Source organism: Flavobacterium fluviale (assembly GCF_003312915.1).
GTDB classification, from domain to species: Bacteria; Bacteroidota; Bacteroidia; order Flavobacteriales; family Flavobacteriaceae; genus Flavobacterium; species Flavobacterium fluviale.
Genome location: NZ_CP030261.1, coordinates 3302514 through 3319432, shown reverse-complemented (window position 1 = coordinate 3319432; position 16919 = coordinate 3302514). Strand labels below are relative to the sequence as shown.

The 16919-nt window shown below is 35.0% G+C and carries 12 protein-coding genes; 7 read left to right on the top strand and 5 right to left on the bottom strand.

Features of this window, described 5'->3' with window-relative positions; genetic code table 11:
• Window positions 1–104: 104 nt before the first annotated feature.
• On the bottom strand, window positions 105–1655 hold the full coding sequence (locus tag HYN86_RS14490; RefSeq protein WP_113678683.1) for an AAA family ATPase: 1551 nt from the start codon (window positions 1653–1655) through the stop codon (window positions 105–107).
• Between the two features lie 222 nt (window positions 1656–1877).
• On the opposite strand from HYN86_RS14490, the gene HYN86_RS14485 reads away from it, so the two are divergent.
• Entirely contained in the window at window positions 1878–3383 is a 1506-nt protein-coding gene (locus HYN86_RS14485) for a hypothetical protein (protein WP_113678682.1), read from the top strand.
• Window positions 3384–3411: 28 nt separating this feature from the next.
• Window positions 3412–4320 carry a DNA adenine methylase gene (locus HYN86_RS14480; RefSeq protein ID WP_113678681.1) on the top strand — a complete coding sequence of 303 codons (909 nt, stop codon included), beginning with the start codon at window positions 3412–3414 and terminating at the stop codon, window positions 4318–4320.
• 139 nt (window positions 4321–4459) lie between these two features.
• Here the strand turns inward: HYN86_RS14480 and HYN86_RS14475 are convergent, their stop codons facing one another.
• Complete coding sequence (locus HYN86_RS14475) at window positions 4460–4693, bottom strand: helix-turn-helix domain-containing protein (RefSeq protein ID WP_113678680.1); 234 nt, start codon at window positions 4691–4693, stop codon at window positions 4460–4462.
• A gap of 500 nt (window positions 4694–5193) precedes the next feature.
• Here HYN86_RS14475 and HYN86_RS14470 point away from each other — a divergent pair, with 500 nt between their 5' ends.
• The 3 genes from HYN86_RS14470 to HYN86_RS14460 are packed head-to-tail and all read left to right on the top strand — an operon-like array spanning window position 5194 to window position 12319.
• Window positions 5194–8217 carry a SusC/RagA family TonB-linked outer membrane protein gene (locus HYN86_RS14470; protein ID WP_113678679.1) on the top strand — a complete coding sequence of 1008 codons (3024 nt, stop codon included), beginning with the start codon at window positions 5194–5196 and terminating at the stop codon, window positions 8215–8217.
• A gap of 10 nt (window positions 8218–8227) precedes the next feature.
• Window positions 8228–9637: a RagB/SusD family nutrient uptake outer membrane protein gene (locus HYN86_RS14465; protein ID WP_230406372.1), complete on the top strand. Its 1410-nt coding sequence runs from the start codon at window positions 8228–8230 to the stop codon at window positions 9635–9637.
• Window positions 9638–9649: 12 nt separating this feature from the next.
• Window positions 9650–12319, top strand: coding sequence for an alpha/beta hydrolase family protein (locus HYN86_RS14460; protein ID WP_113678677.1), 2670 nt, complete (start codon window positions 9650–9652; stop codon window positions 12317–12319).
• A gap of 58 nt (window positions 12320–12377) precedes the next feature.
• Here HYN86_RS14460 and HYN86_RS14455 read toward each other — a convergent pair whose 3' ends face one another.
• The 3 genes from HYN86_RS14455 to HYN86_RS14440 form a co-directional block, all read right to left on the bottom strand.
• Window positions 12378–12659 carry a hypothetical protein gene (locus HYN86_RS14455; RefSeq protein ID WP_113678676.1) on the bottom strand — a complete coding sequence of 94 codons (282 nt, stop codon included), beginning with the start codon at window positions 12657–12659 and terminating at the stop codon, window positions 12378–12380.
• Between the two features lie 80 nt (window positions 12660–12739).
• Window positions 12740–14272: a MauE/DoxX family redox-associated membrane protein gene (locus tag HYN86_RS14450; protein WP_113678675.1), complete on the bottom strand. Its 1533-nt coding sequence runs from the start codon at window positions 14270–14272 to the stop codon at window positions 12740–12742.
• A 182-nt stretch (window positions 14273–14454) separates the two neighbouring features.
• Complete coding sequence (locus HYN86_RS14440) at window positions 14455–14745, bottom strand: hypothetical protein (RefSeq protein WP_113678673.1); 291 nt, start codon at window positions 14743–14745, stop codon at window positions 14455–14457.
• 328 nt (window positions 14746–15073) lie between these two features.
• On the opposite strand from HYN86_RS14440, the gene HYN86_RS14435 reads away from it, so the two are divergent.
• The gene (locus HYN86_RS14435; RefSeq protein WP_113679954.1) at window positions 15074–15463 is read left to right on the top strand and encodes a plasmid mobilization protein; all 390 of its coding nucleotides are present in this window, start codon (window positions 15074–15076) and stop codon (window positions 15461–15463) included.
• Complete coding sequence (locus HYN86_RS14430; RefSeq protein WP_113678672.1) at window positions 15451–16695, top strand: relaxase/mobilization nuclease domain-containing protein; 1245 nt, start codon at window positions 15451–15453, stop codon at window positions 16693–16695. Before HYN86_RS14435 ends, HYN86_RS14430 begins: the two co-directional genes overlap by 13 nt.
• Window positions 16696–16919 lie beyond the last annotated feature (224 nt).

Here is a 16919-nt window from a genome sequence, read left to right as displayed (position 1 = left end):
TAAATTGTACGAAGATGCTTTAAATTGAAATAATGGCAAGTAAGTCGTATTTAAAGCATTTTCAACTTAAATAGTTTATTTGATTTTTTAACAGTAATCTAACTTTATTGTTGTAAGCGAAATTTGGCCATTAACGACTCAAATTGTTTTATAAAATCATCAACAATTGAATTATTTTGTTTTGCCCATAAGTTTATTATTTTGGTACACGATCTACCCCAATATTGTTCTTGGCTTTTAAACCATGATTTAGCTTTATTGCGGTCATCTAAAATTTCATTATAGGAATAGATGCTAAAGCAAAACTGTTTTGAGTAATTCAAAAATAAAGTATCCCATATTTCCGAAGACTCAGGTTCCTGAAACAAATATGTTGCTAGTAATCTTTCAGGTGAATCGCCTCCTGGCAATATTAAAAAGTTTTTCTGTTTTGCTATCTCCTTCATTATTGTTTTATCTAATATAACATCACCATCTAAGCAAATAATACTTTCAGGAAATGTAAAACCCTTTATTTTCTTTTTGACAAGCGCTATATAATTATTGCAACCTAAAGTGCATTGCAAAAACTTTAAACTACTTGCTTTTGTCTTTAAAAGTCCTTTTAAAAAAATTTCGGTTTCTTTATCTTCACTAAAAGTGGTGATTTTTTTTTGAGGAGTTAATCCAGACAATGTTACGTTTAATTTATCTTGAATATAACTATACTTAACATTTTGATTTACCTTTATTTCTCTATCAACTTTTTGCAAGTAAACAACTTTTACTTGATTTTTTAGGTTGTTACTGTCTTGAATTTTACATGCTTCTTCCAAAAGGGTTAAAGAATGAGTAGTAAAAATTATTTGGAGATTAAATTGAGAAGAAAACTTGCGTAGGGCTTCAAAAAGTCTTATTTGCGATGCCGGATATAAAGTGGTATCAATTTCATCAATTACTAATAAACCATGTGTATAATAATCTTTGTACTTCAATTTTAATCTTCTAAATGATAGTACTGCAAGCAAAATTTTCCCCAAGTTATCTTGCCCTGAAGAGTTCATTTTCCAATCATAGAAATCTGTACTGATTCCTAAAGTATTTTTGGTTTTACTTGATAAATAGTCAATACTACTTATTTCTAAGTCAGGAATTATTAATATTTGTTTGTGGAACTTTTGAAGAAAGATTTGCTCTTCTTTGTCTAGTTCGATTTCATTTGAAGAACTCAAATTAGCGTCCTCTCCAAGTGGCATAAGTCTTTGTAAACTTAAATAAATAACAGGGTACTGTAAATAACCTGAACCTTTCGATTTATCCCCTTTTTTCCAAAATCTGACATTTTCATGATCGCGGGGAATGCTTTCTACAGTAAACTCAGGATTATCTTTATCGATAGTACTTAAGGTCCAAGTATGATTTTTTGCTAAGTCAAATTTACTAGATAACTTAAATTTATCAGAAAAAGATGACTTATAATTTCCTCCACATAGAGGCTTCTCTTTATAAATGGGATTTTCCTTATCTGTTATAGTAAATGGTTGGCTTAAAAGTCCTAACACTGTTGTTTTTTGGGTTCCGTTTTGTCCAGCAATAACAGTTATATTAGTTCCTAATTCAAATTCGGCACTGGTAAAACCACGAAATTTCTCTATAGCAATCTTGTTTACAATCATATTTTCAGAAAGTCATTAAAAAACACTAATATACTTATTTTTAACATTCCTAATTAAATTATTAAACTTACTCTTAAGAAAAATCGAAAAAGTTTTACGTTTATATCTGCGTAATAATTTTAAAAAAAATAAATTTAAAAAAAAGACGAAAAATCTGCTATTTTTGTTAAGCTTGCAGTTACTCAAAATACTGAAGAATTTATCAAATCAACTTTAAAAATTATGGCAGAAACATTAGGATTCACAGAAGTAAAAATTCCATTAAAAAATCTTAAACTTTGGTCAGATAATCCAAGATTTCCAAAAGAGTATTTCCACAAAAATGAAAATGAGTTAATTGATTATATCGTTTCGGTCCCTTATTACAAAATTAAGACATTTGCCAAAGAAGTTGTTGAAGACTTCGATATGCCTATATTTGAAAAACTTGCAATATTTAATGGCGAAGGTCAAAATATTGTATACGAAGGAAATAGGAGGTTAACTGTATATAAACTTTTATTAGATCCAAACTTAACTAGTAATGAAGATATTAGAAGTTATTTTGCACAGCTTAAAAGGTCTATAAATATTGATGAGAACTTTAAAATTGATTGCGTAGTTTCAAGTGATAAAAGAGAAATTTTAAGATATGTAAATAGAAAACATCTTAATAATAATAATGAGGTAGCATGGGGATCTATGGAAAATTCCAATGCGAAAGTTCGTTGGCTTGATAATCCTGACAAAATTGATATTTTTAAAAGCAACTTATCAGTAATTATTAGAAATCTGAATATCCCAGGTGATGATAAAGATAAAATATTAGGAAAAGGTTTTGTAACGACGTTATTTAGAATTTTAAATACAGTAACTTCTGCCAAGTACTTTAACCTTGTATTTGATGACGATAATAATTTGATTTCTGAAGACAATCAATTTTTAGATAAACTTGAAATTATAATATACGATATACTTTTAAAAAAGACGTTTAATGGCAAAATTTTCTCACGATTAGATACGGAAAGTATAGACGAATATCTAAGATCTATTACAATAAATACTAATTTTACATCTGTTATAAAAGAGGAGAAAGCGACGGTAGATTCCGAAACTAAAGTAGATGTTGAAGATTTTCATCCATATATAAATGATGACAAAATAGGAAACGATAAGGAAGAGAAAAGTATTGAAAAATTACCTGAATCACCTGTCATAAAAGATGCTTCGAAAGGTTCGAGTGCTGCAATTATCCCTGAAAGATCGAATAAAGTAAAAGGAAAGTCGACTGCCCGAAAAAGGCTAATTCCAAAGGATTGTAAACTGACAATTAATCAAAATAAAATTAATAATATCTATCGAGAACTAAGAGACGATCTGATTCTTGATGATTCAATAAAGTCAGTTCCGAATTCTGTCGGTGTCTTATTTAGAGTCTTTATAGAAGTATCTCTAGATTATTACGCGGAAAAGAAACATGGACATTTTTTCAAAAAAGATGATACGATATCTGGAAAAATCATATGGGTTGTAAATAAAATGACTGAAGCTGGACATGCAAAAAAGATATTTGCTAATATTTCTGTAGTAGGTTCTTCAAAAATGCAACATTCTTATTTATCAATTGAAAAGTTTCATCAATATGTCCACTCGAGTACCTTGGAGCCTTCTAGTAGTGAATTGAAAACGAAATGGGATTTATTAGAGCCATTTATAAAGACTTTATGGGAAGATATTAATAAAAATTAAATAGATTTGTTCGATATATTAATGTATTATGTTTTACTCCCCTCTACGATATCCAGGTGGCAAAAATAAATTAGCTGCATTTGTAGCAAAAATTTGTATTGATAATGGCATCAGTGGACACTATGTTGAACCATACGCCGGTGGTGCTTCGGTGGCTTTATTTTTATTATTTGAAGGCTTTGTTGACAATATAACAATTAACGACAAAGACCAATCAATTTATGCTTTCTGGTATTCCGTATTGTTTGAAACAGACAATCTTTGCGAATTAATTGAAAAGACTGAGATAAACATCGAAAATCGTAACAGATTAAAAAGAATTCAAAACAATAAAGAAAATTCAACTTTATTAGAGTTAGGTTTTTCAACTTTATTTCTTAATAGAACAAATAGAGATGGTATTATAAAAGGTGGTGTGATAGGCGGAAATGATCAAAATGGTGCATATAAACTTGATTGTCGTTTTAATAAATCCGAAATTATCCGAAAGATAAGGTTGATTGCCTCGCGCAAGAGTAATATAACCTTATATTGCTTAGATGCCTTGGATCTTATCGATAAAATGGAGCAAGAATCAAACAATGCCAATACAATCTTTTACTTTGACCCTCCTTATTATCTTAAAGCTTCATCTTTATATATGAATTATTATCAAAAAAATGATCACGAAGAAGTCGCCAACAAAATAAAAAAAATAAATAAAATAAACTGGATTGTTTCATATGATAATCATCCTATCATACGAGAACTATATTCACCTTTTGCAAAAAAAGAGTATACTTTTAACCATTCTGCTCACTCTAGCAAAATTGGACAGGAGATCTTATTTTTTAGTAAAGAACTTCTACAACCGACAGTTCAAAAGTGGAGTCCAATCGATTTTAAATTAACAAAAAAGAGTAATTCAAAGAAAATACAGTTTATTCCATCAATTTAAACAAAATAAATATGGTGTAACATTATTTATTAATTTGTTTTAAAATACTTATCAAAGTTAATTTTCTCGCTTTTTGTATTTTAAAAAAATTAGATTTTTTATATGTGCATTATTGGAACAAATTAATTTTTTTGAGTTCTTATAACGCTTTATCTGGCCAAAAATCCTTAGGAGAGCACTCAAATATTTTTGCAATATCATTTAAGTGTTTAAGGTTATATTTAGCTTTTTTTGATGATTCTATATCACCAATAAAACCAACGCCCTTATCTAATCTGAGAGACAATTGTTCTTGTGTTAGACCTTTTTCTTTACGAATAGTTCTAACGCGTTGAATTATGTAATTTTCTATTTCAGATAAGTTGTTGTTCATGTTACACAAAGGGGCAATTTTTTTTGTTAAATTTCAATGGACTATAGTCCATATTTGTTATTTTTCATTATATTTGTATTGAAATATTTATATTTGCGAAACTTCAATAAAATATAATGAAGCATTCGCTTTGAATCTCGTTTTCAAAAACTGGTAATTTTTAAACGCACGAGATGATAAGTAAGATGCTCACGTCTTATGGCGTGGGCTCACTTATTCGTGCGGTGGTATACCAGTACCTTGAAAACGTCTAAGCTGAGTTCCACGCTTTTTTATGGATAAAACTCTCCTTAAATATTCTCAGCAATAAAATTCTTCAGGTTATTTAAGTTTTCATTTATAAAATTTTTAATCTTAAAAATTTTAATATGAATTAATTCTTTCATGGGTCCGTAAGCAACCATAATTAACACATAAAAATAGCCCTCTATCTCGTCGCCAAACTAACATAGAGAGCCTGTAGCTAATCAAATCATATTTAACTAACCAATCCCAATATTATGAATTATTTTTCATTTTACAAAGATGGGAAAGCGCTTTATTGCCTTTTTTTTACTGGCATATTGCTGTCTTTTTCATCATCAATTGCCGGAAATTCGAAACGGCATTACACTTTTTCTTATCAGCAGCATCAGGTTCGTGGAACCGTCAGCGATGGAACAGCTCCCCTGCCCGGTGTCACCGTTGCCGTAAAGGGACGGGGAAATAATGCTGCGATCACCGATTACAACGGGCAGTATTCCATAAATGTATCGCCCAACGATACGCTCTTGGTTTCATTTCTCGGTTTTAAGACAAAACTTGTTCCTGTGAGAGGCAATAGCAAGATTGACATTAAATTGGAGTATGATACCACGACCCTGCAGGAAGTGCGTGTCAATGCCGGCTATTATTCAGTGAAGGAAAGCGAACGTACGGGAAGCATTGCCCGCATAACCTCTAAGGATATTGAAACACAGCCTGTGACCAATGTCCTTGCCACAATGCAGGGAAGGATGGCGGGAGTTTCGATCATCCAGACTACAGGAGTGCCCGGCGGAGGTTTTGACATTAAGATAAGGGGACAGAACAGTCTGCGGGCTGAAGGAAATGCCCCCTTGTATGTTATAGACGGCGTACCTTATTCCTCTGACACTGTCGGCCATGGGCAGACCGCGACTCTTTTCCCAACATTGACCAGCCCTCTTAACGGAATCAATCCTGACCAGGTCGAGAGCATTGAAGTGCTTAAAGATGCCGATGCAACCTCTATTTACGGTTCACGTGGTGCGAATGGTGTGGTGCTGATTACTACAAAAAAAGGAAGAAGCGGAAAAACGACATTCACAGTAAATGCGACCACAGGAGCCGGGAGTGTTACCAAATTTATAAAACTAATGGATACTTCCCAGTATTTAGCAATGCGTCGCCAGGCTTATGCCAATGACGGTGTAACCACCTATCCTGCTTCAGCCTATGATGTCAATGGAAAATGGGATCAGAACCGATATACGGACTGGCAGAAAGAGCTCCTTGGAGGCACTTCTGTTTTTACAGATCTGCAGGGTACAGTTTCTGGAGGATCACAAAATACCAATTTTCTTCTCAGCGGAAACTATCATACTGAAACTACCGTTTATCCCGGTAATTTCCTGTATAAAAAAGGCGGTTCACAGTTTAGTCTGAACCACCGGTCAGAAAATCAGAAATTCAAAATACAATTCTCAACAGGATATACAGTTCAGGATAATGACCAGCCGTCCTCGGATCTTACTATTGTAGCACAGACATTGGCTCCAAACGCTCCTGCTTTGTACAATAAGGATGGAAGCCTCAATTGGGAAGGCAGTACATGGCAGAACCCGCTCGCTAATCTACCGGCAAAATTCGAATCCAAAAGCTATGATTTCCTTGCCAATACGGTACTGACTTATGAAATAACAGAGAAGCTTCTAATAAAAAGCAGTTTTGGGTACAGCGATCTGCGTCATACCGAAACCAGGATTTCGCCTTCTACAATATATGACCCTAAACTTAATTACAACAGTTCGTACTCTACACTATTTCTGAACAATACCAGCCGGAATTCATGGATTGTGGAACCGCAGGTCGCTTGGAACTCAAATCTCAGTGCAGGAAAACTGGAACTTCTTCTTGGGGCTACTTTTCAGGACCAGTCAACCGATCAGCTTGTACAGTCCGGGACAGGATTCCCATCCAATAGCCTAATTTATAACCTCTCTTCTGCTACCACAGTACGTGCAGTTGCAGACACCGAGACCCTCTACAAATATCAGGCATTCTTTGGAAGAGCCAATTATAACTATAAAGAACGTTATATTTTAAACCTTACGGCACGCCGCGATGGTTCCAGCCGTTTTGGTCCAGGAAATCAGTTTGCCTTTTTTGGAGCCGCAGGAGCTGCTTGGCTTTTTTCAAAAGAGAACTTTGCCAAAGGTCTCCATTGGCTCTCATTTGGTAAATTAAGAGCCAGCTACGGAACAACCGGCAGCGATCAAATCGGTGATTACAAATTCCTTGATACTTATTCTGTATCAGGAGTATTATACAATGGAAATGTAGGTTTACAGCCAACGAGCCTCTATAACCCGAATTTTGCATGGGAAACCAATAGAAAACTGGAAGCAGCAATTGAAACTGGTTTTCTACAGGATAAGCTTTTTTTGACGGCTGCTTGGTACAGAAATCGATCTTCTAATCAGCTGGTAGGTATACCAATGGCTTCAACTACAGGCTTTCAGAGCCTTCAGTCAAACCTTGATGCCGAAGTGGAAAATTCCGGTTTAGAATTTACGCTCCGTACTGTAAATCTAAACAAGGGAGCTTTTCAATGGATTTCAAATCTGAATATCAGCTTTTCAAAAAACAAACTGCTTAGTTTTCCGGGACTTGAAGGGTCAACCTACAGCCAGAGATACCGCATTAATAAACCATTGAACATTGTTCTTTTATACGACTATAAAGCCATTGATCCCCTGACGGGCATCTATCAGTTCAATGATCTGAATAACGACGGTAAAATAACAGCCGCTGGTGACAAACAAATCATCTGTGACCTGAATCCGGAATATTTCGGCGGGCTTCAGAATCAGCTGAGCTATAAAGGCATAAAACTTGATTTTTTGTTTCAATTTGCTAGCCAGAAAAACTACAATTATCCGGTAGGTCCTGCAGGACAGATGTATAACCAGCCAGAGAAACTGAAAGACAGCTGGCAGAATCCCGGAGATACAGCTTCTTACCAGATTTTTACTGCCGGATATAACGCAGCCGCGGTAACTGCAGGATCACGATTTAGTGAAAGCACGGCAGCAGTAAGTGATGCCTCCTTCATAAGGCTTAAAAATATTTCATTATCCTATGATCTTCCGCTGACAGGATTTAAGACTCAGTGCAGACTGTTTGCCCAGGGCCAGAACCTGCTCACCTTTACCAAATACAAAGATGGAGATCCCGAATTCATAAGCACAGGATTTCTTCCGCCATTAAAAATAATGACTTTTGGCATACAGCTAACTTTTTAAAAAATAGACCATGAAAAAAATAGTCACAAACTCATTCACAAGGGACTCTAGAATATCCATGAATAAATTGGTACTGTCATTGGCATTTCTAATTGTTTCCTGCGATTCTTTTTTAGATATTGATTTGCCGGAGAACCAGCTGACCAAAGAAAGTGTTTTTGAAGATAATCAGACCGCAGATGCCGCTTTGACCAGTATTTACTCAAAAATGAGGGATACCGGAATACTGACCGGTTCTGGAGTGGGAATCTCTTTCCAGCTAGGCTGTTATGGAGATGAACTGACATGGTTTGGAAACCCGCTCAGTACTACTGAAAATTTTTATACCAATAATCTGCTGCCTTCCACTTCCTCTGTGAACGATTACTGGAAAGCAGCCTATAGCAATATATATGCAGCAAATGCCGTGCTTGAAGGCAGCAGGAGTTCTGTATCCCTGTCAACAGCAAATAAACAAAAGCTTGAAGGGGAAGCTCTTTTTATTAGGGCACTGCTGCATTTTTATCTGGTCAATCTGTATGGGGATATCCCATACGTCACCACAACAGAATATAAAATCAATACTGTTGTCAGCAAACTTCCTGTTAAAGAAATTTACCAATTGATTCAGACTGATCTTCAGCTCGCTGCTGTAAATTTAAATACAGCTGAATTAAGCAGTACAAGGGTACGTCCATCTAAGTTTACTGTAAGAGCTTTGCTTTCACGGGTATATCTTTGTTCTGGTTTATGGGCAGAGGCTGCCGACAGCGCATCTGCCGTGCTCAATGAATCTGGAACTTTTTCACTTGAAAATATTGATAGTGCATTTTTAAAGGAGTCAAAAGAAACAATCTGGCAGCTGCAGCCTTCAGCTTCAGGAAAAAATACGGATGAAGCGGTGGCATTTATTTTTGCCAGCGGTCCTCCAAGAACAGTTTGTCTGAACAACATTCTGGTAAATTCCTTTTCTTCGGATGATCTGCGAAAAAAGCACTGGATGGGTTCAGTTTCCAGCGGTGCCTCTAAGTGGTACTTTGCGTATAAGTACAAGAAAAACAGCACTACTGCGTCTTCTGTCGAGTATTCAATTGTGATGCGTCTGGCTGAACAATATCTCATCCGTGCAGAAGCACGTGCAAAGCAGGGCGATATTATCGGTGCCAGAGAAGATCTTAACAAAATACGAAATCGTGCAGGCCTTACAAGTACGTATATTTCCACAAAAGAAGAACTGCTTCAGGCTGTAGCCGAAGAGCGCAGACATGAGCTTTTTACCGAATACGCCCATCGCTTTTTTGACCTTAAACGTTCAGGAGATATAAACACCATTCTATCAGCTCAAAAGCCGGGATGGAACACAACCGACATCTTATTTCCACTGCCTCAGACCGAATTGGAACTCAATCCAAATCTTCTGCCGCAGAATGAAGGCTATTAAAAGATACATCACATGAATATTTCATATCTAAAAAACAGGGGCGGCTTTACCGCTGTACCTGCTGCAGTTTTATTTTTATTTTTTATTTTGCTATTAGTAGTCTGTCCCCTACGGGGGCAGGCATTGCAAAAAAAAAGCCTTACAGCATCAGATTATGATTCATTTGGTAATTTTCTATTCCATAAACCTTCGCGCAATGGAAACTGGGTCGGTTTTTCAATGTTCTATAAAAACGGAAAAGATACCTTATACGTAAAAAATACATTAAAAAATAAACTGTACTCCTTTCCGCTTGGCACTAAACCTGATTTTCTGGGAGATAATAGTTTTGTTTATCAGGATACTGAGGGAATTCATATTCTAAATCTTCAGAATGGCAACAAAAAAACAATAGCCAATGTCACTGGTTATTTTTCTTCGCCAGACTCTGAGAGATTAGTAGTAATGACAAAATCTCAACTCACAAAAAAGCAGTCCATTAGTGTGTTTGATCAAAATGGAAAGATTTTATCGACAATTGAAAACGTTACCAGCATGAGAATGGGGCCTGCCAATAAAAAAATTCTCTTTTCCATTGCAGATCAAAATTTAAGTTCGATTGGCGTCTTAGAATTAGGGCAAAAAACTAAAACCACATGGATTCATGAGAAAAAACCTGTGAATTTTAAGATGCTGACATGGGATAAGAAAGAAAGGGCAGTATCTTTTTTGACGGAACCCAATTCTGGCACAGAAAACAAAAAACTTTATTATTATATACTGGAGAATAAAAGCCTTTACGTCCTTGATCCAAAGACGAAAGATAATTTTCCATCTCAAGCAGTTATTAATGAAAGTGCAGAATATGCTATAACTATTAGCAATGATCTTCAACGGGTATTTTTTTCAATAAGCCATAAAAAAGAGAATTATTTTAACAGTACAGAAGATGCCGTATCCAAAGCAGAAATTTGGAAAAGCAGCGATACATACATCTACCCTTTTATGCAGAAAAGTTTACGTTTTAAAAAGCAAAATAGTCTTGCTTTATGGTACCCTCTAACTGGAAAGTTTTCCGAAATCACCTCTGATGAATTATCCAAAGTAATGCTTTGCGGCAATGAAAAATATGCAGTCCTTTCTGATCCAAAAAAGTATGAGCCTCAGTTTGAATATGATGCCCCCCGCGATTTTTATATTTTAAATCTGCTGACAGGGGAAAAAAAACTCTTGCTTCAAAATAAAAAAATAAGTCCATCTGAACCACTTCCTATCTCTTCCCCTGAAGGTAAATATATAAATTACATACTTAATGATAGCTGCTGGATTTATAATACAGCTTCAAAAACATACACAAACATTACCCGCCGAATTATTTCGCAATACCTTTCGCTGACCAATCAAAAAAACAGCAGAAACTTTATACTGACTCCAGTTGGATGGACTGCAAACGACAATAAGCTCGTAGTATATGATAATTATGATATATGGACAATTTCACCTGAGAATTTTACTCTAAAAAGACTTACCAGAGGAAGGGAAAAACAGATCCAATTCAGAATATATGCACCGGGGAAATTTTCGGAAATTGAGAAAAGCTATGATGGCTATAGATATAAATCAATTAATTTTTCCAATCCAATTTTGCTTACAGCTACTGGCGAGGATGGCAGAACAGGATTTTTTAAATGGAAAAAAATTACTGGAGAAATACCCCTTGTCTATGACAGCTGTTATATTGACAAACTCCACAGTACAGACCAAGGAAAAGTACTGTTTTATCAGCAGCAAAGATTTGACAAACCTCCAAAAATTATATTCCAAAAGGATAAAGTTACCCGTACTGTATTTCAAAGCAGTCCGCATCAGGCAGATTACGATTGGGGAAGCGCCTCACTAATTCAATTCCAAAACGAGAATGGAATAAAAATGAGCGCATTGCTTTACTATCCTGCATCATATAATCCCGATAAAAAATACCCTATGATTGTAAATATCTATGAAAATCAGACTCAAAATCTTTACAAATACTCTTTACCGGATTTAGAAAATGAAGCAGGCTTCAATCCTGTGGTATTAACCAGTCAGGGATATTTTGTGCTTTGTCCCGATATAATATCCGAAAAACAGAATGAAGGCCCTTCCGCTTTAAAGTATACAATTTCAGCCACAAAAGAAATCATCGCCAGAGGACTTGTTAAGCCGGACAAAATTGCTTTGATGGGGCATTCTTTCGGAGGTTTTGAGGTTTGTTATATCATAACACAGACAAAAATTTTTGCGGCGGCGGTAGCAGGTGCGGCAATTACAAACATTAAAAGTTACTACCATACAGTAGACTGGGACACCGGCCGTCCTACTATGAATTATTTCATACACGGGCAGTTGAAAATGATACAGCCTCCATCTGAAAATCCCGAAATTTATAATCTAAATTCTCCTATTGAATTTGTTAAAAATATAACGACTCCTCTACTATCCTATGCAGGAAAGGAAGATAATCATGTTGACTGGCATCAGACAGTAGAATTTCATATGGCAATTCGCAGACTTGGCAAAAAAAACACAATGCTGTTGTTTCCAAATGAAGGACACACTATTACAAATCCCATAAATCAAAGAGACTTAACACGCAAAATAATACAGTGGTTTGGGTTTTATCTTAAAGATGAAACACCCGAGCAATGGATTGATAAAAATTGATATCTCAAAAAAACAATGCAGTTCCAAGAACTGCATTGCTTTTCTGGTTAAACATGATTCAATTGGAAGGACGATAAAGCGTTTCATCACAATTATTATCCTTGCCTTTTGCTTGTTGTCCTGGAGGGGCATAGCTTACACGACAGAGCTGTAAATTAAAGTCTGTGCTGCAATCCACTTCTTTGTTACAAGGGATGTTGTTATCGTCTGTAACATATCCAATTTCAGGAGCAGCACTACCGGCAGTTTTCTGCATGGAAGTGGTTAAAAAAGCCCCAGCTGTACCAGTCACCATTACTATGGCAAATGGCATCATTTTTTTTAAAAATATCGTATTCATAACTATAAATTTAAATTAAACGTGATCTACTTTTTTCTACAGGTTTTCGATCTAATTCCTGATATCGGCCAATATATTTTTCAGCGGTCAGTTTTAAGCTCTGATTCGCGTTTCATTTCACTTTTTAACAAATATCCGAGATTAAAAACCATCAGATTTGTACCTGCTGTAACATAAAGATGATCATCGGTTACAAAAATGTTCTGGATTTTCTGGTTTGGAATTTCCTGGACATAAAAACTAAGGACATAACTATTGTTATCCAAATTATAAACATCTACTACTGAAGATTTTTTCCAAAATTTCTCGTCTTCAAATCTTCCGGGCACTTTCGAATTGATGAACAAAAGATTATTTCTAACTGCACTGATCGAGTTCACTTTTAAGGGAGGAGCTGCCATCTGCCTTTCTGTATTATTTTTGAGATATGCTACTTTAATTTTAGCCTGTTTATTGGTATCAATAGTATTGCTTCTTCTCATAAGCTCCCCATTTCGGTCAGCTGTGATAAACTCATTGCGATAATAATAAATGTAATGGATCTGCTTCCTGTTCTGGTTGTAGAGCAGTATGCCGTCTGTATCAAATATTCCGTCAATCTGCCTTGTAAGAAGGTTTTGCGAATACAAAACGGTATCTTTTTCTGCACTAAAAATTCCTATTACATTCGCTCTGTCATTACCAGTGTTATTCCGAAATGCAATAGTAACGCTGTCCATGGGCTGCGCCAGGCTAAATTTTGGGGTTCTTTTCAATTCTGCCGTTAATTTCCAATCTTTGGTATTTCCTCTGTATATGCGCGGCAGTGTACCATCAAACAAGTAGAACCAGCCGTCTTGAACTACAATTTTTATTGATTTAAAAGATTGGTTACGATAATCTAAATACAGTTTTATCCTCTTTTGTTTTCCATCGCTATCAATGGAAAGAAGATGCAGGGGATCTGTATAATTTGCCAGATAAAGGATATTTTTTTCATAACCTGCAAAATAATAGGAATTCCATCTTAGATCAATAGTCTTATAAAGTTCGATTGCTTTTTTTGGATATCTTCTGACAAAGGGATTTTTATGATGAATAGCCTGCTCTGAGGAAAGGAATAAGATAACAACAGCTGTTGTAGCCATTATAGCACAAGCCAATAGAGTCCAGATTTTACTGCTGTTTTTTGTTATTGAAAAATCATCTTGACGCTTATTTTTAAGAATTATAATTGCAACAGCTGCCATCATGACAAAAAGCGAGTTAAATATCAAATGTGTTTTCCAGCTCATTTTCTCCAGGATACCTCCACATGAACAGGGTATAAAAGAACTATAATGAAGCACTATAAAAATATAACTGGTAAACATGCTCATTAAAACAAATGCAAAATACAAACCTATGATTCTGGTAGCCGAAAATAAAAGCATCCCCGAAATAATCAGCTCAAAACCAATTACAAAATAGGAAATCCATTCAGCATAAATACTAAGTACGGGAGACTGTGCCAACTGTACCTGAAACCTTTCAAAATCAACAAGTTTACTCGCCGCGGCATAGACAAACAAAAGTGCATATAGAAAACATATCAATTCAATAATCAGCTTCTTATAATTTTCCTGTAGTTTCATAATTGAAATTTTGTATAGTAATTCATTTACTGAAAATGCTTACACAAATTTAAATCGTTCACTAAAAAAAACTGTTGACAAAATCAAGCCAAAAGTTTTCAAAATCAAGCCAATTTCCTGCAAAAAAAATGTGCTTTACAAATCTTGCAGATCTGTAAAGCACAAAAAATTATTTTTTAAAATCAATCTTTGAGGCCGGCACTTAATTCCAAAAGCTTTTGGTTCAGCTCGACAAGACCAGATTTCTGCAGGCAGTCGTCTGAAAAATTTCTAAGCTCATTGACACTTTCATTCGAAAGAATACCTATCAGACTCGCGGCATCTTTTTCAGCCAAGAGTCCTTGCTCTATAAGACGGCACAACAGTAAAACATTTTTTCGTGAAATCCTCAAATCAATCTTCACCATTTCATTCATTCCAGGGATACTCAATACCGTATCATAAACCTTGGACACTTCATTTTTTGTAATCATAACTTCCACGTTTTTAATTAATAATTAGAAATAGTAAATGTAAAAAGCTTTAAAGAATTAAGCCCAGTCATAATTTAGCGGGGATTGCTTATTGCTAAAGCCTTTTCTAATTTAGTTTTTCTTAAAAAGGGTTCAGGATTGCCACGTTCCTGCAATCGGCCAGATGAACGATTGTCGGACAACCGGATCTGGCTGATCTATCCTCGGAACTCGGGATCAGAGATACATGAAAGCTGCTGGAAGTTTAAAAATGAAATCCATATACAAAAAAAAATACAGCAGATTTCTTATTAGAAAATGAGATTGATGAATAATTATGACAGCGAGAATGGAAAGAGAAAATTCAAACAAAACACGAAAAATCACTATTCGTTTGACACCCTCGGAATATACAGTATTAGAGTCAAAATTTAAGACGACAACCTGCCGGAAATTAAGTGAATATATGCGCAAACAATTGTTTGGGAAAGCAATTATTAGTACTTACCGAAACAGGTCATTAGATGATTTTGTTGAAGAGCTAATCGTCCTTAGAAATGAGCTTAATGCTATAGGAAACAACCTAAATCAGACCACCAGAAAACTTCACACATTAAGTCAGATTTACGATGCAAAAGAATGGACAATTGGCTTTGAATTAAAGCAGAGAAAGCTCTTTGAAAAGATAAATGAGATTCATAATCATATTCAAAAAATCTCCGAACAATGGTTTCAATAATCAAAACAGGTAATTCTATAAGAAGTATTTTTAACTACAATGAAAACAAAGTTAAAACTGGCAAGGCTGAATGCATCGGGGCAGCAAATTTTCTTTTAGACATATCTCAAATGAGCGATGCAATGAAGCTGAGCCGCTTTACTGAAAGGATTCAATTAAATGATAATACCAAGCGCAACAGCGTACATATTTCTCTGAATTTTGACCCATCAGAAAATCATTCAAAAGAAAAACTGATGGCAATTGCAAATACCTACATGTACAAGATAGGTTTTGGGAAACAGCCCTACCTTGTCTATCAGCATTTTGACGCAGGGCATCCGCACATCCATGTAATAACCATTAATATTGAAAGGGACGGAAAAAGGATTGACCTGCACCATTTAGGGATAAGAAAATCTGAACCGGCAAGAAAAGAAATTGAGGAAACTTTCAGACTTATTAAAGCTGAAAGTCTCAATAAAAATAAACAGTTTAACTTACTGCCTATCTCAATGGGAAAAGTCTGTTATGGAAAAATTGAATCAAAAAAAGCTCTTGCAGCAGTTCTCAATCAAGTCTTATACAGTTATAGATATTCAAGTCTTGCCGAACTTAATGCTGTATTGCAATCTTATAATGTATTGGCCGATCGTGGCAGTGAGAATTCAAAAGTGTTTTTGAATAAGGGAATAGTGTACCGCATACTAGATGAAAAAGGAATTCCGGCTGGTGTTCCCATCAAAGCCAGCGATTTTTATTTTAAGCCTACATTAAAATTTTTGGAGTCTAAATTTATAAGCAATAAACCCAGAAAAGAATCCGATAAAGCAAGACTGAAAAATGTAATTGACATGGCCTTTTTAAGGGAAAACATAACTCATTTAAATCAGATTTCGTTAATATTGGAGAAAGAAGGAATAAATATCATTCTTCGAAAAAGCAATGAAGGATTAATTTATGGCATTACCTACGTTGACCATACAACAAAAAATGTTTTTAATGGTTCAAGTTTAGGCAAAGAATACAGTGCAAAAGGAATTATTGAACGGTTCGAAAATAAACCCAATCTGGATAAAAGCGAGTTGATTAACAAACGGTTGGAAACATTCTCTTTTGAAAACGCGTCTAAAAAAACTTTCGATTCCATTGCCATTATAAACTTATTAGACTCACTACTAAAACCTGAAATGGCCATTGATTATTTGCCCAAGCAGTTTAAAAAGAAAAGACGAAATAGAAAAAGGATATAGTACATTTAAATGAATGAATTTTTGTAATCTCCAATGATTCAAGTTAACTGACATCATTGCGCAACTATCTCTATTTCAATTACATTATACGAATCAAATAATTTAATTTTCCAAAAAAAAGATAAATTTTATAATAAATAAAATGTAATTTGTCATAGGAATATTATTTCATGTTCCCGAAAAGGCTTTAAAATAAAAAGTTTAAACGGTAAAGCCTTTAACAC